This is a genomic window from Klebsiella sp. HMSC09D12 (assembly GCF_001808475.1).
Lineage (GTDB): Bacteria > Pseudomonadota > Gammaproteobacteria > Enterobacterales > Enterobacteriaceae > Klebsiella > Klebsiella oxytoca.
In genome coordinates, this window is the sequence record NZ_KV793439.1 from 26,649 (window position 1) to 45,635 (window position 18,987).

The window sequence follows — 18,987 nt, forward strand, 5'->3', positions numbered from 1 at the left end:
TTTTTTAATAATTGTAAGATTATTTTAATTATGCTACCGTGACGGTATTATCACTGGAGAAAAGTCTTATGAAAATCGCTGTGTACAGTACGAAACAGTACGACAAGAAGTATCTGCAGCATGTCAATGATGCATACGGCTTTGAACTGGAATTTTTTGACTTCCTGCTCACCGAAAAGACCGCCAAAACCGCCAACGGCTGTGAAGCGGTATGCATTTTCGTTAACGATGACGGTAGCCGCCCGGTACTTGAAGAACTGAAAGCCCACGGCGTGAAGTACATCGCGCTGCGCTGCGCCGGGTTCAACAACGTTGACCTCGACGCCGCGAAAGAGCTGGGCCTGCGGGTAGTACGCGTCCCGGCCTACTCGCCGGAAGCGGTCGCTGAGCACGCAATCGGCATGATGATGTCGCTGAACCGCCGCATTCATCGCGCCTATCAGCGCACTCGCGATGCTAACTTCTCCCTTGAGGGGCTGACCGGCTTCACTATGCACGGTAAAACCGCCGGCGTTATCGGCACCGGTAAGATTGGCGTTGCCGCGCTGCGCATCCTTAAAGGTTTCGGTATGCGCCTGCTGGCGTTTGATCCCTATCCAAGCGCCGCCGCGCTGGATATGGGCGTGGAGTATGTCGATCTGGAAACGCTATACCGGGAGTCCGATGTTATCTCCCTGCACTGCCCGCTGACCGATGAGAACTATCATTTGCTGAACCATGCCGCGTTCGATCGGATGAAAGATGGGGTGATGATCATCAACACCAGTCGCGGCGCGCTTATCGATTCGCAGGCAGCGATCGATGCCCTGAAGCACCAGAAAATTGGCGCGCTGGGGATGGACGTGTATGAGAACGAACGCGATCTGTTCTTTGAAGATAAGTCTAACGACGTTATTCAGGACGATGTCTTCCGCCGTCTTTCCGCCTGCCACAACGTTCTGTTTACCGGTCACCAGGCGTTTTTGACCGCAGAGGCGTTGATCAGTATCTCGCAGACCACCCTCGACAACCTGCGTCAGGTGGATGCTGGCGAAACCTGCCCTAACGCACTGGTCTGATTTTCCTTGCCCTTTTGTGCTCCCCTTCCGCGGGGGGCACATTCAGATAATCCCCACAGAAATCCCCTGCGATAAAGTTACAATCCCCTTCATTTATTGATGTGATAAATATTTATGGAGATTAAATGAATAAGATTGCTGCGCTGCTGGCGGCGGGAATGTTGCTATCGGGCTGCGTTTATAACAGCAAAGTGTCGACCAGAGCGGAACAGCTTCAGCACCACCGTTTTGTGCTGACCAGCGTCAACGGTCAACCGCTGAAAGCCGCCGATAAGCCGCTGGAGCTGAGCTTTGGCGAAAAGATGCCAATAACAGGCAATATGTACGTTTCAGGCAATATGTGCAACCGCTTTAGCGGCACGGGTAAAGTCTCTGACGGCGAGCTGAAGGTTGAAGAGCTGGCGATGACCCGCATGCTCTGCACGGACTCGCAGCTGAGCGCGCTGGACGCCACGCTGAGCAAAATGCTGCGCGACGGTGCGCAGGTCGACCTGACGGAAACGCAGCTGACGCTGGCAACCGCCGACCAGACGCTGGTGTATAAGCTCGCCGACCTGATGAATTAATAGTTACCGCAGCTTCCGCCTGCCAGCGCCTGCTCGCTGCATCGCTTGCCGTTCGGTAATGCGCACATGCCGATAGCGGAGCCATCAAGCTGGCGGGCTACGGATAACGAGCCGCCAACCATGGCGCAGTTCGCCTGCCCGCTGCTGCTCATCGCGGCACGCATCCCTGGCGTCACGTGCGCCGCCGTTGCCTGCTGAACAGGTTCATCATTACTACTACACGCCGACAGTAACAGCGCAGCACATCCCACTAAAAACGCAGCTCGCATCTTCTCTCCCCTCAGATACATCTTAAAATGAACAAGCTCAAGAATAATAGGCAGCTCAGCGCGCCACGTCGAGAGGCGAAGTACGTATTTATGCGTTGTGTTAACATTTTTTAGCAATTTTTTCGCGATAGCAGTTTGTCTGCATGAACGCATTAATCTCTCAGTGTGGGTGTGACACATCGTCATGATGCGATTGGGTCGTTGCACGTAAAGATATCATTCTTTATTCTGCAAACATATCTTCTACAGCGGAGCTGTTTTCTCTTCCTGTCATTCAATAAAAATGCCCGGCTAAGGGCTATGCCGATTTAGCCGGGCGTAGGGTCATTAATTTGGCACAACTCCAGAATAGAATGTTCCAGCCAGATATTGCGTATTGGTTACCGCATAGGCTTGCGTCATCACGCTTGAATCGACATCATCAAACGGATGACGGAAATAGGCATCGTGCTCTGATTTAGCTTTATCAAAAAACATCACACGCCCGGAAAAATAAAGAATACCATCATCAAGATTGCGAAAAACCATCTGAAAGACCGGCGTAATATTGACGCGATCGGCACTTTCATTAGAGGGGTCCCAAAGGTTAATGAAGTTCCCTGCCACACGGACATATTTCCCTTCAACAACCTCACCATTTTTTGCTCTGTAGATAGCCTGCAAAGTTGCCCACGGCAGTGCTATGAATTGCATATTTTCATCCTTAATAAAATTTAGTAATCTGGTTTTCTTGATAGATTAATCATCGACAGATTAACCTTGGGTTATATCATAACGTTGCGATACATTATCGGCTCATCTGCTATTAAAAAAATGAAATTAGCATGGCATACCCTCCATTTGCTGTAGTATAAACTTTGTCCTTTCAGGGGATTCCTGTAAAGGTGATATTCTGCTTTGGATTAGCAGATTTTATTGCCGGTCAACTCATTACTCGAGCCCTGAGCCAACCATAGATAAAGGATTCATTAGCATCGTTTCTTTCAGCCAACTCCAGATAATATTGCCCTTGACTACAGTTTAATGCTCGTAATAGTACCGTCTCACCTTCACTGCCTCTGCGAATAAGATACTGGCTTAAGGCGTTAATCGTTCTGGGGCCGATAGCACCATCGACCACGAGGTCCGGATACAGCACTCCGCGATGATTAAAGGCATTTAGCCATCGCTGAAGCCACTTACCCGGCAGAATGGTGCCCATATTGACCCCGGCATCACACAGTTTTTCAGCAAGCGGGGTAGATATCTCAGCAACATGGTCGAACCGGGGCGCAATCCAGTAGTCCGCGTTGAGAATATCCAGCGCCTGCTGGCGCGGCAGTTTTTGCATAGGTCCATCATAACCATGCGCGCGGGCAGTGGCCTGAGTAATCCCCCAATTTGTTGGGCCACCTCGATCGTCCGGATGATTTACATAGCCGCCCTCCTTATCCAAAATGGCGTTAAAAATCTCATCTTTATTCATACATCCCTCATTTATCGATTAAATGCGCGATATTCCCCCTGACGAGGAATACGGTAATAAGTATAAAAAAATTGACGCTGACGACTAACCAATGGGTCGATTCATACAGGCCAAAAAGATAGCGAAACGGTATGCTGGCATAGGTAAGTACCAGTAAATATGCCGTGTATGATATCCATGGCCGATGTCTTCGGTAGCACGCGCGGCGATAAAACATCAAGTTCAGAGTGATCAAAGCGCAGACAATTGCGTTAATCAGCGCCGGCAGTTCATTTTCCATTTGGCCGTTCACTATTGTTGCGAGTGAGTATTTTGTACAATTCGGTGAGATCTTGATTATTCAGAAATGTGAGTATCTTAATAATCAGCGCGGATAGCAGTACGGCGCCTAACGCGTCTAAAGACCGTTCACTGTATCCGGTCCAGATTGCCAGCTTCGTACCAATTAACCCGGCGCCCAATACGCCGACAATAAAGGAAGTCATAAAATAGGCAGCCAGTCTGAAACGTGAAATATTTACTGCGGTCGCCACATAAAACACGGCGCCAGCAAATGCGCCGAACACAACGCCATAATCAATACCTGCGATCAGGCCAAATAGACTCGCTGCCATTAATCCTCCAGTAACAATTGCCGACGTACCGGAAACAGGATCGGACATTCACCCTCCCTTCTTTCACTGACATTCCTGATGGTCATAACAAATGGCGAAGGAAAGCAGCATCATGCTAATGCTTTTACTTTGCCGTAATCTTTTTTCTTTTTTGCAAACCCAGCGCATAGATGGCCCTGTGACAGAGCCAGGTCCCAGGTTGCGCATAGTGGTGTGAAAATTCTTGCTGATAAACAATGGTGGCACGCGCAATTTGCCGTTTATATTCCTCAAGCTGCCAAAAAATATCCTGGGCAACAAAGTTAATGGGCAATGCGTCCTCGATACGCGCTGGCGTATGGTGCTTTCCCTTAGCCTGAATCTGAGCGCGAGAAGGCGTAGGCCGGTGGAGGCGTTCTGAACTGAGGGCTTGTGGATTTTGTAAGTGAGAGCGCTGCGCACGGCGACGACCGGCAGCGGAACCATGAAACGCGGTTTTACGGGACATTGCGGTCTCCTGAATGAGCTTTGACGGTGCGTCAGCGATGAATCCTCTCCCGCTGGCTTCACCCCAAAGCGCATTGCGTTATGGTGCTGGCTTTTCAGCCACGTAGATTCATTTTCGAATCGTTGTATTTCACCGACGATAGCGCGGTGTGTTTCAAGTCGATGAAGAAAGAATACCTCAGGGTTAATTAAAAACAAATACCTATGGGTATATTTTATGGTGCAATTAGAATAACACTCTGAAAATATTCAAAATTTAGTTACAAGGCAGGGTTTTGCCGGGAGGGAAACGATGCAGGCGGGCGATGCGCCAGATTGCCAGCATAAAAGAGCTTCTGGACATGATTTCTCGCATCCAGCGCAGGTAAACCCGGTGCTTAAACAACTTGCCGGGAAATTTTACCTGCTGGACTTGATACTTAAGGCTGGAACGGGAGGAGGGTTTGAACGCTAGTAAAGCGTTAAACAAACCGTTTAACGCTATGGCTGTAGATCACGCGGCCAATAATTTTCAGATACTGTTCATGGCTTTCGCCGATCGTCCAGTCGGCATATTTGCAGTTATCAGAATGCACAAGCAGGCCATCCGCCGTGAATTGAAGACGCTTCACCAACACCGCCCCTTTGAACGAAAAGACATAGATACCGTCACCTTCAAAGTAATCTTTCGAGACATCAACAAAGATGTAATCACCGGTCTCGATGGTGCCGGACATGCTATCGCCGGAAACCGTAATCACCTTGATATGCTCTGCGGGCCGGTTACCAAAAAGCCTCAGCGCGCCGGCAGTGTCATAGGTGATACTGTTGACCGTTTCATCAACCTCGCTTGAGACAATACATCCTGGTCCCGCGCTGGCCTGAGCGTCCAGAACCTCAATGACGTACTGCATCTGAGGTGTGTCTTCCACCGGTTCTCGTTCGATATCAATACTTCCGCTAATGCCGTCCATCCAGCCGCGGGGCAAATTGAAAGAAGATTCAATAAGATCGACCATCTCGTCAGCTATCCTTTTCTTTTGTTTCTTGCCTTCCGGGTAGAGCATCCTGGAAACGTAAGAAGGCTCCCGCCCAAGGGTTCGGGCTACATCAACAGCTTTACCGCCGCATAAATTATCACGGATATAGATCAAGCGCTGACGTCTGATTTCGTATTTATCCATCGTAATCTGTCTAACACCAGTTACCAGCAGGTATCTAAAATATAGCAAAGCGCCATTAAATTACCTATAGGTAATGTACGCGAAATTTTCGTTCTCAACGCTTTGCTCACCTCCACTGGCAACACTGCTACTTATGGAAAAATGGAGCCTGTGATTTTGGTGTAGGCTGTCGTTTATAAGCAAACAACGCTGTAATAAGTTGAATTAATTTATCTAAATTATGGATTTTATCGCTACCGGAGATCAAAAAAGCCTGTTGCTCAGGGGTCTATACTTAAACACGGTATCGCAAACCCTACGCCCTGCGCGAACTGAAGCGGGTCGCGTTTTGAGCGCGCTCAGGCTGATCAGAGATGCATTTTTAGCCAGCGACAGGATCGCGCCGATAGCGGTTTTAAAGCAGAGATAAGCGAGTGCCCAGGTTGCATCACTGGGCATAAAAAGTTTTTTTCAAATATTTAGCAATGTGAGTATTGATATGATCACTATTGACGGTAATGGCGCGGTTGCTTCAGTCGCGTTTCGCACCAGTGAAGTTATCGCCATCTACCCGATCACGCCCAGCTCTACAATGGCGGAGCAGGCGGATGCCTGGGCTGGCAACGGGCTGAAAAACGTCTGGGGCGATGTCCCCCGCGTCGTCGAGATGCAGTCGGAGGCCGGGGCGATCGGCGCCGTACACGGTGCGCTGCAGACCGGTGCGCTCTCAACCTCTTTTACTTCATCGCAGGGTTTACTGCTGATGATCCCGACGCTGTACAAACTGGCGGGCCAGCTGATGCCGTTTGTGCTGCACGTCGCCGCCCGTACCGTGGCCACCCACGCGCTCTCTATCTTCGGCGATCACTCCGACGTGATGGCCGTACGTCAGACAGGCTGCGCGATGCTCTGCGCCAGCAGCGTTCAGGAAGCTCAGGATTTTGCGCTGATTTCACATATCGCCACGCTGCAAAGTCGCGTGCCATTCATTCATTTCTTTGATGGCTTCCGTACCTCGCACGAAATCAACAAAATCGCTCCACTGGCAGACGATACCATTCGTAGCCTGCTGCCGCAGGAAAGAATTGATGAACATCGCCAGCGCGCCCTGAACCCGGAACATCCGGTTATCCGCGGCACCTCAGCTAATCCGGATACGTATTTCCAGTCACGTGAAGCGACGAATCCGTGGTACAACGCGGTCTATGAGTGTGTCGAAACGGCAATGGATGATTTTGCCGCCGCCACCGGACGTCAGTACAAACCCTTTGAGTTTTACGGTCATCCGCAGGCTGAGCGCGTAATCGTCATTATGGGCTCCGCCATCGGTACCTGTGAAGAAGTGGTCGATGAGCTGCTGAGCCGCGGTGAAAAAGTCGGCGTGCTAAAAGTTCGTCTTTACCGCCCCTTCTCTGCCGCGCACCTGCTTGAAGCCTTACCGCCGAGCACCCAAGCCGTGGCGGTGCTGGACCGCACCAAAGAACCGGGGTCCCAGGCCGAGCCGCTCTATCTCGACGTCATGACCGCCCTGGCCGAAGCCTTTAACCGCGGCGAGCGAGAAACCCTGCCGCGCACCATTGGCGGACGCTATGGCCTCTCTTCAAAAGAGTTCGGTCCGGAGTGTGTCCTGGCCATCTTCAAGGAGCTGAGCGCCGCTAAACCCAAGCCGCGCTTTACCGTCGGCATCTACGATGACGTCACTAATCTTTCCCTGCCGCTGGTCGAAAATACGCTCCCCTCGGAAGCGAAACTGGAAGCCCTCTTCTACGGGCTCGGCAGCGACGGTAGCGTCTCGGCTACGAAAAACAATATCAAGATTATCGGTAACTCTACGCCGTGGTTCTCGCAGGGCTATTTCGTCTATGACTCGAAAAAGGCCGGCGGGCTGACGGTTTCACATCTGCGCGTCAGCGAGAAGCCGATTCGTTCTTCTTATCTGATTTCGCAGGCCGACTTTGTCGGCTGTCACCAGCTGCAGTTTATCGATAAATATCAGATGGCGGAACGTCTGAAGCCCGGCGGTATTTTCCTGCTTAATACGCCCTACAGCGCCGATGAAGTCTGGTCCCGTTTGCCACAAGAAGTCCAGGCCACCCTCAATCAGAAAAAAGCGCGTTTTTATATCGTCAACGCGGCAAAAATCGCCCGTGAATGCAGCCTGGGGGCGCGTATCAACACCGTTATGCAGATGGCCTTTTTCCACCTGACGCGGATCCTGCCGGGCGATAACGCGCTGGCGGAGCTACAGGGGGCCATTGCCAAAAGCTACAGCAGCAAAGGCCAGGAGCTGGTGGAGCGTAACTGGCAGGCGCTGGCGATGGCCCGCGAGTCGCTGGCGGAAGTGCCGCTACGGCCGGTTGACGGCAACAGCCCGAATCGCCCACCGGTCGTCTCCGACGCCGCGCCGGATTTCGTAAAAACCGTCACCGCCGCGATGCTGGCCGGGCTCGGCGATGCGCTACCGGTATCCGCTCTGCCGCCGGATGGTACCTGGCCAATGGGCACTACCCGCTGGGAAAAACGCAACATCGCCGAAGAGATCCCGATTTGGAAGGAAGAACTTTGCACCCAGTGTAACCACTGTGTGGCCGCCTGCCCGCACTTGGCAATCCGTGCGAAAGTGGTCTCCCCGGAGGCAATGGAAAATGCGCCGGACAGCCTGCATTCCCTGGACGTCAAATCCCGCGATATGCGCGGTCAGAAATACGTTCTGCAGGTCGCGCCTGAAGATTGTACCGGCTGTAATCTCTGCGTCGAAGTTTGTCCGGCAAAAGACAGGCAGAACCCGGAAATCAAGGCCATCAATATGATGTCGCGCCTTGAGCATGTTGAAGAAGAGAAAGTGAATTATGACTACTTCCTCAACCTGCCGGAAATGGACCGCAGCAAGCTGGAACGTATCGATATCCGCACCTCACAGCTGATCAGCCCGCTGTTTGAATACTCCGGCGCCTGCTCCGGCTGCGGCGAAACGCCATATATCAAACTGCTGACTCAGCTCTACGGCGATCGAATGCTGATTGCCAACGCCACCGGCTGTTCATCGATTTACGGCGGCAACCTCCCTTCCACGCCCTACACCACCGATGCCAATGGTCGCGGGCCGGCCTGGGCCAACTCGCTGTTTGAGGATAACGCCGAATTTGGGCTTGGCTTCCGACTTACCGTCGATCAGCATCGGCAGCGCGTCATGCGTCTGTTGGCGCAGTTCGCCGATAAACTTCCGCCCGAGCTTAACGATGCGCTGCACGCAGAAGCAACGCCTGAGGTGCGCCGCGAGCAGATAGCCGAGCTGCGCAAGGTACTGGCAAATGAAGAAGGCGCGAAGGAGCTGTTAACCGACGCCGACGCGCTGGTGGAAAAATCGATCTGGCTGATTGGCGGCGACGGCTGGGCCTATGATATTGGCTTCGGTGGTCTCGACCACGTGCTGAGTCTGACCGAAAACGTCAATATTCTGGTGCTCGATACCCAGTGCTACTCCAATACCGGCGGTCAGGCATCGAAGGCTACGCCGCTGGGAGCCGTCACGAAGTTTGGCGAGCACGGCAAGCGCAAGGCGCGTAAAGATCTCGGCGTGAGCATGATGATGTACGGTCATGTTTATGTGGCGCAGATTTCGCTTGGCGCCCAGTTGAATCAGACGGTAAAAGCCATTCAGGAAGCGGAAGCTTACCCGGGTCCGTCGCTGATTATCGCCTATAGCCCTTGCGAAGAGCACGGTTACGATTTGGCGCTGAGCCACGATCAGATGCGTCAGCTGACCGCCACCGGTTTCTGGCCGCTGTATCGCTTTGACCCGCGTCGTGCCGATGAGGGCAAACTCCCGCTGGCGCTGGACTCCCGTCCGCCGTCAGATACCCTGGCTGAGACGCTGTTGAACGAGCAGCGCTTCCGTCGCCTGAACGCTCAACAGCCGGAAGTCGCGGAACAACTGTGGAAGGATGCAACGGCAGACCTGCAAAAACGCTACGACTTCCTCGCGCAGCTGGCCGGTAAGGCAGAAAAACCGACTACCGAAAGCTAATCTACTGACGTTTTTTTCAGCCCATAAAAAAAGCCCGAATATGAATTCGGGCTTGTCATTTTACCGATCAATAAAACCATTCTCAGGAACGGGCGGCAACATAAAAATTTGGATGACAATAAAAGGCATATAACGGGCGGATAATACGGCATTAACACCGATATGTATAATTTTTATTTTATATGCATTACACGGATTCATTCATTATAATTATCATCATTTCATTCGAATTATTTATTTTAGATTTTACTTATATCGTAACAATTGATATTTACCAGATCTCAATCTGCTCCTTTAGCATGAGTTTACTTCCCTGGAGGAAGCAAAAACAAAAACAGTTAAAGGATTGTCTAAATGAAAAGAAAAGTACTGGCCCTCGTTATCCCGGCATTATTAGCTGCTGGCGCTGCACACTCCGCTGAGATTTATAATAAAGACGGAAATAAACTGGACCTTTATGGCAAGGTGGACGGTCTGCATTATTTCTCTGACGATGCATCAAAAGATGGCGATCAGTCATACGTCCGTCTTGGCTTCAAAGGCGAAACTCAGATTAACGATCAGCTGACCGGCTACGGTCAGTGGGAATATAACGTCCAGGCGAACAACACCGAAGGCGCGGACAACCAGTCCTGGACCCGTCTGGCGTTCGCAGGCCTCAAGTTCGCTGATTACGGTTCATTCGATTATGGCCGTAACTACGGCGTGCTGTACGACGTAGAAGGCTGGACCGATATGCTGCCAGAATTCGGCGGCGACTCTTATACCCAGGCGGATAACTTTATGACCGGCCGCGCCAACGGCGTAGCAACCTACCGCAATACCGACTTCTTCGGTCTGGTTAATGGCCTGAACTTTGCCCTGCAGTACCAGGGTAAAAACGAAAATGCCGGCAGCGGAGAAGGCACCAACAATGGCGATCGCAGCGTACGTAACGCTAACGGCGATGGTTTTGGTCTATCCACTTCTTATGATTTCGGTATGGGTATCAGCGCCGCTGCCGCCTACACCTCCTCTGACCGTACCAACGATCAGATGACCCAGACCACCGCGCAGGGCGATAAAGCGGAAGCCTGGACCACCGGCCTGAAATATGACGCCAATAACATCTATCTGGCGACCATGTATTCCGAAACCCGCAATATGACGCCTTACGGCAACGGTAACGGCGTAGCCAACAAAACTCAGAACTTTGAAGTGACTGCTCAGTATCAGTTCGACTTCGGCCTGCGCCCGGCGGTCTCTTTCCTGATGTCTAAAGGCAAAGATCTGACCAATACCGATGGCGACAAAGATCTGGTGAAATATGCTGACATCGGCGCGACTTATTACTTCAACCGCAATATGTCTACCTATGTCGATTACAAAATCAACCTGCTTGACGAAGACGACAGCTTCTATTCCAACAATGGCATCTCTACCGATGACGTGGTTGCTTTAGGCCTGGTTTACCAGTTCTAAGCTGCGGGCCCGCTGGCAACGGCGGGCTCTCTTCCCTTGCCTCTGAAGCTGCATTCAAAGCAAAACAATATATCAATTGCTTTAAAATAATCGTCCGATGAATGATATATTACTGACAGGAACTGCCGTAGCCGTAGAGGACGCCTGCCATGCACCATCATTGCGTAAAATCATCCCGCATCCACTCCATCGCCTATGATGAATCCTCTGGCATTCTTGAAATCCGTTTCCGCGATAACCAAACGCTACAGTATCTCGGCGTCCCGCCACGCATTTTTCGCGATTTTCTCCAGGTTGTTTCTAAGGGCCGTTTTTACGACGGTGTGATTAAAGGCAAATTTACCGAACGCCGCCGCGCCTGATAGCGAAAGTGTGATTGGGTTCAATATACAATATTCGTCCGGATGGCCTACACTTTAAGTGGTTACTTAAACAGGAGGTTATATGAACAGAATGATTCTTGTGCCCATCGATATTTCCGATACAGAATTAACTGACCGTGTTATCAAGCACGTTGAGGCTGAAGCCAGAATCGATGATGCCGAGGTGCATTTCCTGACCGTCATTCCCTCCCTTCCCTATTACGCTTCGCTGGGAATGGCCTATACCGCAGAGCTGCCGGCGATGGATGACCTCAAAGCCGAATCGGAGTCGCGGCTGAAAGAGATTGTGAAAAAATTTACTATTCCGGAAGACCGTGTCCATTTACACGTTTCCGAGGGTTCGCCGAAAGATAAAATTCTCGCTATGGCGAAATCCCTTCCCGCCGATCTGGTGATCATTTCTTCGCACCGTCCCGATATCACCACCTATCTGCTGGGTTCTAACGCCGCCGCCGTTGTCCGCCATGCGGAATGCTCGGTACTGGTCGTACGATAAACCTATCCTGCCCGCCGCCGTGCGGGCTTTTTCCGCAATCTGAAACTTGGATCGTACCCGAAGTGTCGCAGATAAGGCGATCATTCATCTGGTACTTTAAAAATTTGTACGTTGTGTCTTTTTCATTTTGCTGTATAAAACCCTTGCCCGAATGTGGGGATGTTTTAGAAAATTATAGGGATGAAATGAAAAAGTTAATTATGGTAGTTTTCGCCGCGGCCGCTATTTCTGGTTGCGCCCAGCAGAGCTTCTCGGTAAATCCTGGCGTCACCGTTCAACCTCAGCAGGTGACCACTCACCACTTCTTTGTCAGCGGCATTGGCCAGTCGAAACAGATTGATGCGGCTAAAGTCTGCGGCGGCGCGGATAAAGTGGTTCGTACTGAAGTGCAGCAGACTTTTGTCAACGGCCTGCTGGGTTTTGTGACCCTGGGTATTTATACTCCGCGTGAAGCGCGCGTGTCTTGCGCTAAATAATTACCGGCGCATGAGGATAAGTTCCTCCTGCTTCCGGTTTTAAGCGATCCTTGAGCGATTAGCGCTTGTTGCGATATCCTTTTAAGCATTCGGGGATGTCGCGGCGAAAAATGTAGTGTCTCCCGGACAGGGAGACACTACACACTTATGATTGCACACCGTGGGATTAGCGAGTTTTTCTTGCTATATCCGCGGGAGGTGATGATTTAGAATCGATATTGTAGACCGGCTGTAATGGTATAGTTTTTATTTGCAATGCCAGCCGCATCTCCTCCTATAGAAGCTGATTCACCGCTATAGGTATCAATAATTTGAGTGCCTCCTTTGCCCTCTTCATATTTGCTGTAGGTGAATTCAGCAAAAACTTTGGCATGAGGCGTGATGTAATATCCGGCATCAACCGTTGTACCGTAATAACGCGAATTAGTTGATTTCTCGCGGAAAGTCAGCTCACGCATATAGTGTTCGTCATTATCATGAGCTCTGACCCAATCACTGAACTTAAACAAGGCATTAAATTCAAAGTCGTTGATACGATACTGACCCGCCAGACCAATGTAGGGCATGGAGAATCGCTGGCTGTACCCAATACCTCGCTCGCCGGTTGGAAAATTGCCAGTCGTCGCACCGTTATCATAATTGTAAGAACCACCGGTAGCTGTCCAGCTGAAACGTGTTTCCTGATAACCCGCAATGACGCCTGCTTTATAATTTTCGTCCTGAAAAATCCATCCTTGTACGCTGAGATCGTATTCATTGGCATAATTGACATTAGTGCTGGGATGCGATGAATGATCTGTCCAACCGGACTGGTTATCGTTCATCCAGTCGTAGTCATCCATATGTCCTGAGCCTGAAGCCATTGACGTCCAGCCTCTGGCGGTCAGCGTCAAAAAGGAGTAGGCATCCCATGAGATATCGCCTTTCACAATGGCGACATTCTTTATTTTCCAGTCAAGTTGACTGACTTTTCGCCCTGTATCCGCGTCATAAACTCTCTCCTGTGATTTTCCACTCAGCATCCCTGCAGACGTTGATACAGTAAAACTTTCTGCAGAAAAGTTTGGGCTTAGCTGTATTGATTCGGCATAAGTTGTTCCTGAAAGGGCCGCTATCATCATTACTGCAACGGTACTTTTTTTCATTTTTTTATTCCCATAACCAAAGTTAATCCATGAGTTGCAGTGAAAGTTTAAATCTCATAAAAATATTAGGCAACTGTCAATTTTTGTAATGTTATTATTCCTAAGCAAGACAAAAGGAATGGGGATATGATAAGCACTTCGTTTTGCAAGGAAAAATCACATTGTACAGGGATATACTCAGATTATTATTAGGAATAAATCTTACCCCAGTGAAGTTGCAGAGAATCAGCATGGGCTGGGTTATTATTCTCAATATGCACACCTGTTAAGTACTTAAAAAAATATCTTCGCGGTATAATTATCAGGAGGCAAATGATTATATCGCGATCCGGGTGGCTTAGGGTAAAGGCTGAACAATAAGTGTGAAAGCAAAAAATCTATATTACCTTGCGCCTGGCTGAGCCCGTCCATTCACCGTGTCACGGGGAGGGAAGAAATCTTACACCGTTTCTCTTCAGTGGTTGCAGAAGCCAGCTGGAGCAAGCTGTACCTATGATTACCTGGTACCTGCTTTAAAAGTGAGACACATTGCCAACGCTAACTGATTATCGCAAAGAGTAAGTTCTCGCCTCTTCTACCTGATACCGTCCATCACCAGGCGTATGGGCGTGTTGAGCCTGAAAACGACGTTTTTTTCTTCATGCCAGGTGCATGGAGACCAAAACTCACGACACTAATCGTCAGCAGATGGAAAGCTGCCGTAAAACGCGCTGGTATTCGTCGTCGGAATCCGTACCATACGCGACATACTTTTGCCTGCCGGCTGCGGTAAGCCGGAGCTAACCCATTGCTAACCAGATGGGGCATGAAAACGTAAAAAATGGTGTTCAACGTCGACAATACAGGGATGGAAGAAATCAACGGCGATAGGCTTTAAATGCCTGACGCCAGACTTGCACCGTAATGTTAACTTTGCCCCTTACATGCCTTTTGTTTCAGAGAACGTTTATAATGCTTGATAATCAGCAAGTTACAAAGAAAGAAAAATACAATATCGACAAATTGCAGAAGCGCTTGCGCCGTAACGTCGGCGAGGCGATCGCTGATTTTAATATGATTGAAGAAGGTGACCGCATCATGGTTTGCCTCTCCGGCGGTAAAGACAGCTACACCATGCTGGAGATTTTGCGCAATCTGCAAAAAAGCGCGCCGATATCCTTCTCACTGGTGGCGGTGAACCTCGACCAAAAACAGCCGGGCTTCCCGGAACATATCCTGCCGGAATACCTTGAGCAGTTGGGCGTTGAATATAAGATTGTTGAAGAAAATACCTACGGCATCGTTAAAGAAAAAATTCCGGAAGGCAAAACCACCTGCTCTCTCTGTTCGCGCCTGCGCCGCGGCATTCTTTACCGCACCGCGACTGAGCTGGGCGCCACCAAAATCGCCCTTGGCCACCACCGCGACGACATCCTGCAGACTCTGTTTCTGAATATGTTCTATGGCGGTAAGATGAAAGGGATGCCGCCGAAGCTGATGAGCGACGACGGTAAACATATCGTTATTCGCCCGCTGGCCTACTGCCGGGAAAAAGATATTGAACGTTTCTCTCAGGCGAAAGGTTTCCCGATTATTCCGTGCAACCTGTGCGGTTCACAGCCGAACCTACAGCGTCAGGTGATTGCCGATATGCTGCGCGATTGGGACAAACGCTATCCCGGACGCATCGAAACCATGTTTAGCGCGATGCAGAACGTGGTGCCTTCTCATCTCAGCGACGTTAATCTGTTCGACTTCAAAGGCATTCATCACGGCTCTGCGGTCGTTGACGGCGGCGACCTGGCGTTCGATCGCGAAGAGCTCCCGACGCAGCCGGCCGGCTGGCAACCGGAAGAAGATGATGCGCAGCTGGACGCTCTGCGTCTGAACGTGGTGGAAGTGAAATAATCCTCCTGCGTCTCAGGCAATCGCCTGAGACGCCGCTGCCGGGTCTATTTCAGCAAACGTACCCGGCAGGCCTTGCCTTTAATTTTGCCGTTTTGAAGCTGCCTGAATGCCTTATGCGCTACGCTCTGACGCAGGGCAACGTAGACATGTGCCGGATGAACGGCGATCTTTCCGATGTCAGCACCATCAAGACCGATATCACCGGTCAACGCTCCCAGCACATCGCCCGGACGCATTTTAGCCTTTTTACCGCCGTCAATGCACAGCGTGGCCATCTCTGCCTGCAGCGGCGTAATCGAGCTATTCATCGGCCCGTCCATCCAGTTGAGCTTCATTTGCAGCATTTCGGCAAGAATGTTCGCACGCTGCGCCTCTTCCGGCGCGCAGAGGCTAATCGCCAGACCGCTTTCACCGGCGCGAGCGGTACGGCCAATGCGATGCACGTGTACCTCCGGGTCCCAGGCCAGCTCATAGTTCACCACCAGTTCGAGCGATTTTATATCCAGGCCGCGGGCAGCGACATCGGTCGCCACCAGCACGCGCGCGCTCCCGTTGGCAAAACGTACCAGCGTCTGGTCGCGGTCGCGCTGTTCAAGATCGCCATGCAGCGATAGCGCGCTCTGCCCGGCGGCGTTGAGCGAATCGCAAACGGCCTGGCAATCCTTTTTGGTGTTACAGAACACCACGCAGGAGGCGGGCTGATGCTGGCTTAGTAGCTTTTGCAGCAGCGCGATTTTACCCTTTTGCGAAGTTTCAAAAAACTGCTGTTCGATAGCCGGTAGCGCATCAACGGCATCAATTTCAATAGTCTGCGGATTATTCTGCACGCGGCCGCTGATTGCCGCTATTGCTTCCGGCCAGGTGGCGGAAAACAGCAGCGTCTGGCGCGACGCCGGCGCAAAGCGGATCACGTCATCAATGGCATCGCTAAAACCCATATCCAGCATGCGATCCGCTTCGTCCATCACCAGCGTTTGCAGAGCGTCCAGCGACACGGTGCCCTTCTGCAGGTGATCGAGCAAGCGTCCCGGCGTGGCGACGATAATATGCGGCGCGTGCTGCAGCGAGTCGCGCTGAGCGCCAAAAGGCTGGCCGCCGCAGAGGGTTAATATTTTGATATTCGCCAGGAAACGCGCCAGGCGACGCAGTTCACCGGCCACCTGATCCGCCAGCTCGCGGGTCGGACACAGCACCAGAGACTGGGTCTGGAACAGCGAGGCGTCAACGTGCTGGAGTAGCCCGAGGCCGAATGCCGCCGTTTTACCGCTGCCGGTTTTTGCCTGCACGCGGACATCTTTGCCCGCAAGAATCGCGGGTAAAGCCGCTGCCTGAACCGGGGTCATCGAAAGATACCCCAGTTCATTCAGATTAGTGAGCTGGGCGGCGGGCAAAACATTCAGAGTTGAAAAAGCGGTCACAATAATTTCTCGCATTACATTGAGGGGCGGACAATCTGCTGGCGCGTATCCTCGCAGATCTCCGCTCCCGATGCGACAATTTAATTGGCTCATCGTCAGGCGGCGGATCGGGCAACGGGCGCGGACGTGGCTTGGGATCGTGGACCGGCACAGGATCGTTGGGTTCCGGCGGTATGGGTATTGAGTTCAGCGGTTGATAACGCATATTGACTCCCGGTGATGGACGGGTACACCAATTAAGCGTAGAAGCTGGGAAACAGAGCGCAAAAAAAAGCCGACTCATTAAAGTCGGCGTCGTACGAATCAATTGTGCTATGCAGTAATTCAAAAAAGGAAGTAAGACAATATGGAGCGCAACGCCCATCGCTTGACGTTGCATTCACCTGCGAGAGAGATATTGCCCTGAATGGGTAGATGGTTTATTGATTTCGCTCAAACATTGCCGGGTTTTCATCATCGCCATCGCGACAAAAGACGATTCTTTACAACCATTTACTACGATGCAACCACCATGTAACACCCCCAATGAGAACGACTAACATTATGCAGAAAATAGAAAAACCCATATGCCAGCTATTGCCGGGAATGCCGCCGAGGTTAACCCCGAACAGCCCGGTTAAAAAGGTACTGGGCAGAAAAACCATCGCCATGAGCGACATCGTGTAGGTTCTTCGCGATAACGACTCCTGCATAATCTGCGCGATCTCATCGCTCATAATCGCCGTTCTGGCGATGCAGCTATCAATTTCATCCAGACCGCGGCCAAGACGCTCAGCAATATCCTGCATCCGCCGCCGATGGTCATCGGTCATCCACGGCAGCCGCTCGCTGGCCAGCCTTGCATAGACATCACGCTGCGGCGCCATATAACGGCGCATGACGATAAGCTGTTTACGCAACAGCGCCAGAAAGCCGCGCGGCGGCACCTGCTGATCGAGTAAATCATCTTCCAGATCGATAATCCTGTCATGGAGCTGCTCAATAAATTCGCTGGCGTGATCGGTCAGCGCATCGCAGACTTCCACCAGCCAGCCGCCGCCGTCAACCGGCCCGTTGCCCTCACGCAAATCGCCGAGCACATCGTCCAGCGCCAGCACTTTGCGCTGCCGGGTAGAAACAATTAACCGCTCGTCCATATAGAGACGCATCGCAACCAATTGGTCCGGGCGCTCATCGGTGCTGCCGTTAATACAGCGCAGCGTAATTAATGCCCCATCGCCAATCCTCGTCACTCTGGGACGAGTGCTCTCCCCACCCAGCGCATCGCGTACGTTATTAGGCAGCAGCGGCGTCGATGCCAGCCATTCCGCGCTATCTACATGGGTATAATTGAGATGCAGCCAACAAGGATGCTCTTTATCAATGGTATCGCTGTCGACCAGCGGCTTTACGCCGCCCTGCCCGTCGAACACCCATGCAAAAACGGCATCCGGCACGTTCAGTTCCGATCCTTTTATGGCGTCCACTGGACCTCCGTTAACTCATGCACATTTTCGTAGTCTAGCCTTACGCGACGGTTACGCAAGAGTTAATAAGCCCATCCTGCTGAATTCACTGGCGAAAAGTGGGGACGCAAAAACGAAGAACCCGCCGGCGGCGGGTCGTGGATAAACTTTGCGATACAGCGGTTAACCTGCGCGATCGTCCGTCGCCAGAACGTATGCCGGCGGCAAGACAGGTTAACGGGAGTCGTTCATTTTTTCTCTTCGGCGTATTGACGCGCGTTATCATGCAAATGGGTACACATGCTTTTATCCTCCATTGTTACAAGCAGAATAAACATAGATGAGAAATAGCTTTTTGCAAGTTAGTCATTATGGCCCGCTGAGCTTCTGCGCAAATAATTTAACAGCAGCACGAGGTCGACATCATGGCGTAACTTGAATTTTGACATGATGATGCGCTTATGGGAGAAAACCGTTTTTTCGCTCAGCGCCAGCTTGCCGGCAATCTCTCTGACCGAAAGCCCCGCCAGTAGTGCTGCGGCCACTTTTTCCTGCTGTCTTGAGAGCTTGCGATGACGACAATCATGACAGCGAATATCGGATTGATTCATCGAGGGGCTTTGTTGAATAAATCAGATTTCGGGTAAGT

19 protein-coding genes and 1 pseudogene are annotated in these 18,987 nt (G+C 51.3%); 8 read left to right on the top strand and 12 right to left on the bottom strand.

What is annotated here, in order from left to right; translation table 11 throughout:
- Nucleotides 1–68: 68 nt before the first annotated feature.
- Both HMPREF3178_RS08110 and hslJ read left to right on the top strand, forming a co-directional pair.
- The gene (locus tag HMPREF3178_RS08110; RefSeq protein ID WP_004112629.1) at nt 69–1,058 is read left to right on the top strand and encodes a 2-hydroxyacid dehydrogenase; all 990 of its coding nucleotides are present in this window, start codon (nt 69–71) and stop codon (nt 1,056–1,058) included.
- Nucleotides 1,059–1,183: 125 nt separating this feature from the next.
- Nucleotides 1,184–1,624: a heat shock protein HslJ gene (gene hslJ / locus HMPREF3178_RS08115; protein WP_004101623.1), complete on the top strand. Its 441-nt coding sequence runs from the start codon at nt 1,184–1,186 to the stop codon at nt 1,622–1,624.
- Here the strand turns inward: hslJ and HMPREF3178_RS08120 are convergent.
- The 7 genes from HMPREF3178_RS08120 to HMPREF3178_RS08150 all read right to left on the bottom strand — a co-directional run bounded on the left by HMPREF3178_RS08120 (nt 1,621) and on the right by HMPREF3178_RS08150 (nt 5,621).
- Nucleotides 1,621–1,893 (bottom strand): putative hemolysin, encoded by a 273-nt coding sequence (locus tag HMPREF3178_RS08120; protein WP_029496829.1) that lies wholly within the window; start codon nt 1,891–1,893, stop codon nt 1,621–1,623. The two genes, hslJ and HMPREF3178_RS08120, sit on opposite strands and share 4 nt — an antisense overlap.
- Before the next feature lie 327 nt (nt 1,894–2,220).
- Nucleotides 2,221–2,586 (bottom strand): hypothetical protein, encoded by a 366-nt coding sequence (locus tag HMPREF3178_RS08125; RefSeq protein WP_017146002.1) that lies wholly within the window; start codon nt 2,584–2,586, stop codon nt 2,221–2,223.
- Between the two features lie 229 nt (nt 2,587–2,815).
- Nucleotides 2,816–3,358: a glycoside hydrolase family 108 protein gene (locus tag HMPREF3178_RS08130; protein ID WP_017146003.1), complete on the bottom strand. Its 543-nt coding sequence runs from the start codon at nt 3,356–3,358 to the stop codon at nt 2,816–2,818.
- Nucleotides 3,359–3,365: 7 nt separating this feature from the next.
- Nucleotides 3,366–3,638, bottom strand: a complete 273-nt coding sequence (locus HMPREF3178_RS08135) for a phage holin family protein (protein WP_004101614.1) — start codon at nt 3,636–3,638, stop codon at nt 3,366–3,368.
- Nucleotides 3,628–4,020 (bottom strand): phage holin family protein, encoded by a 393-nt coding sequence (locus HMPREF3178_RS08140; protein ID WP_004101612.1) that lies wholly within the window; start codon nt 4,018–4,020, stop codon nt 3,628–3,630. The genes HMPREF3178_RS08135 and HMPREF3178_RS08140 overlap by 11 nt, the downstream gene beginning before the upstream one ends.
- Nucleotides 4,021–4,096: 76 nt before the next feature.
- Nucleotides 4,097–4,459 (bottom strand): hypothetical protein, encoded by a 363-nt coding sequence (locus HMPREF3178_RS08145; RefSeq protein WP_004101611.1) that lies wholly within the window; start codon nt 4,457–4,459, stop codon nt 4,097–4,099.
- Between the two features lie 460 nt (nt 4,460–4,919).
- Nucleotides 4,920–5,621 carry a S24 family peptidase gene (locus HMPREF3178_RS08150; protein WP_049595801.1) on the bottom strand — a complete coding sequence of 234 codons (702 nt, stop codon included), beginning with the start codon at nt 5,619–5,621 and terminating at the stop codon, nt 4,920–4,922.
- A gap of 478 nt (nt 5,622–6,099) precedes the next feature.
- Between HMPREF3178_RS08150 and nifJ the strand changes: the two genes are divergently transcribed.
- From nifJ to HMPREF3178_RS08175, 5 genes are all read left to right on the top strand, one after another.
- Nucleotides 6,100–9,627, top strand: a complete 3,528-nt coding sequence (nifJ, locus tag HMPREF3178_RS08155) for a pyruvate:ferredoxin (flavodoxin) oxidoreductase (RefSeq protein WP_070585112.1) — start codon at nt 6,100–6,102, stop codon at nt 9,625–9,627.
- A gap of 354 nt (nt 9,628–9,981) precedes the next feature.
- Nucleotides 9,982–11,088, top strand: coding sequence for a porin OmpC (gene ompC, locus HMPREF3178_RS08160; protein WP_004101605.1), 1,107 nt, complete (start codon nt 9,982–9,984; stop codon nt 11,086–11,088).
- A 149-nt stretch (nt 11,089–11,237) separates the two neighbouring features.
- Nucleotides 11,238–11,450 (top strand): KTSC domain-containing protein, encoded by a 213-nt coding sequence (locus tag HMPREF3178_RS08165; protein ID WP_004112591.1) that lies wholly within the window; start codon nt 11,238–11,240, stop codon nt 11,448–11,450.
- An 82-nt stretch (nt 11,451–11,532) separates the two neighbouring features.
- The gene (gene uspF, locus HMPREF3178_RS08170) at nt 11,533–11,967 is read left to right on the top strand and encodes a universal stress protein UspF (RefSeq protein ID WP_004101601.1); all 435 of its coding nucleotides are present in this window, start codon (nt 11,533–11,535) and stop codon (nt 11,965–11,967) included.
- 185 nt (nt 11,968–12,152) lie between these two features.
- Nucleotides 12,153–12,443, top strand: a complete 291-nt coding sequence (locus tag HMPREF3178_RS08175; protein ID WP_017146008.1) for a Bor family protein — start codon at nt 12,153–12,155, stop codon at nt 12,441–12,443.
- Nucleotides 12,444–12,649: 206 nt separating this feature from the next.
- On the opposite strand, the gene HMPREF3178_RS08180 is transcribed toward HMPREF3178_RS08175, so the two are convergent.
- Nucleotides 12,650–13,588, bottom strand: a complete 939-nt coding sequence (locus HMPREF3178_RS08180) for an omptin family outer membrane protease (protein ID WP_023320857.1) — start codon at nt 13,586–13,588, stop codon at nt 12,650–12,652.
- 951 nt (nt 13,589–14,539) lie between these two features.
- Here HMPREF3178_RS08180 and ttcA point away from each other — a divergent pair.
- Entirely contained in the window at nt 14,540–15,475 is a 936-nt protein-coding gene (gene ttcA / locus HMPREF3178_RS08185; RefSeq protein WP_004101599.1) for a tRNA 2-thiocytidine(32) synthetase TtcA, read from the top strand.
- A gap of 44 nt (nt 15,476–15,519) precedes the next feature.
- Here the strand turns inward: ttcA and dbpA are convergent, their stop codons facing one another.
- The 4 genes and pseudogenes from dbpA to HMPREF3178_RS08200 form a co-directional block, all read right to left on the bottom strand.
- Nucleotides 15,520–16,893, bottom strand: coding sequence for an ATP-dependent RNA helicase DbpA (gene dbpA / locus HMPREF3178_RS08190; RefSeq protein WP_023320856.1), 1,374 nt, complete (start codon nt 16,891–16,893; stop codon nt 15,520–15,522).
- A gap of 40 nt (nt 16,894–16,933) precedes the next feature.
- A pseudogene (locus HMPREF3178_RS32075) lies at nt 16,934–17,098 on the bottom strand (hypothetical protein); the annotation flags it as partial.
- Between the two features lie 277 nt (nt 17,099–17,375).
- A complete protein-coding gene (gene zntB / locus HMPREF3178_RS08195; RefSeq protein WP_004101596.1) occupies nt 17,376–18,359 on the bottom strand; it encodes a zinc transporter ZntB in 984 nt (327 codons plus the stop codon).
- A 341-nt stretch (nt 18,360–18,700) separates the two neighbouring features.
- Nucleotides 18,701–18,949, bottom strand: coding sequence for a response regulator transcription factor (locus HMPREF3178_RS08200; RefSeq protein WP_227499102.1), 249 nt, complete (start codon nt 18,947–18,949; stop codon nt 18,701–18,703).
- Nucleotides 18,950–18,987 lie beyond the last annotated feature (38 nt).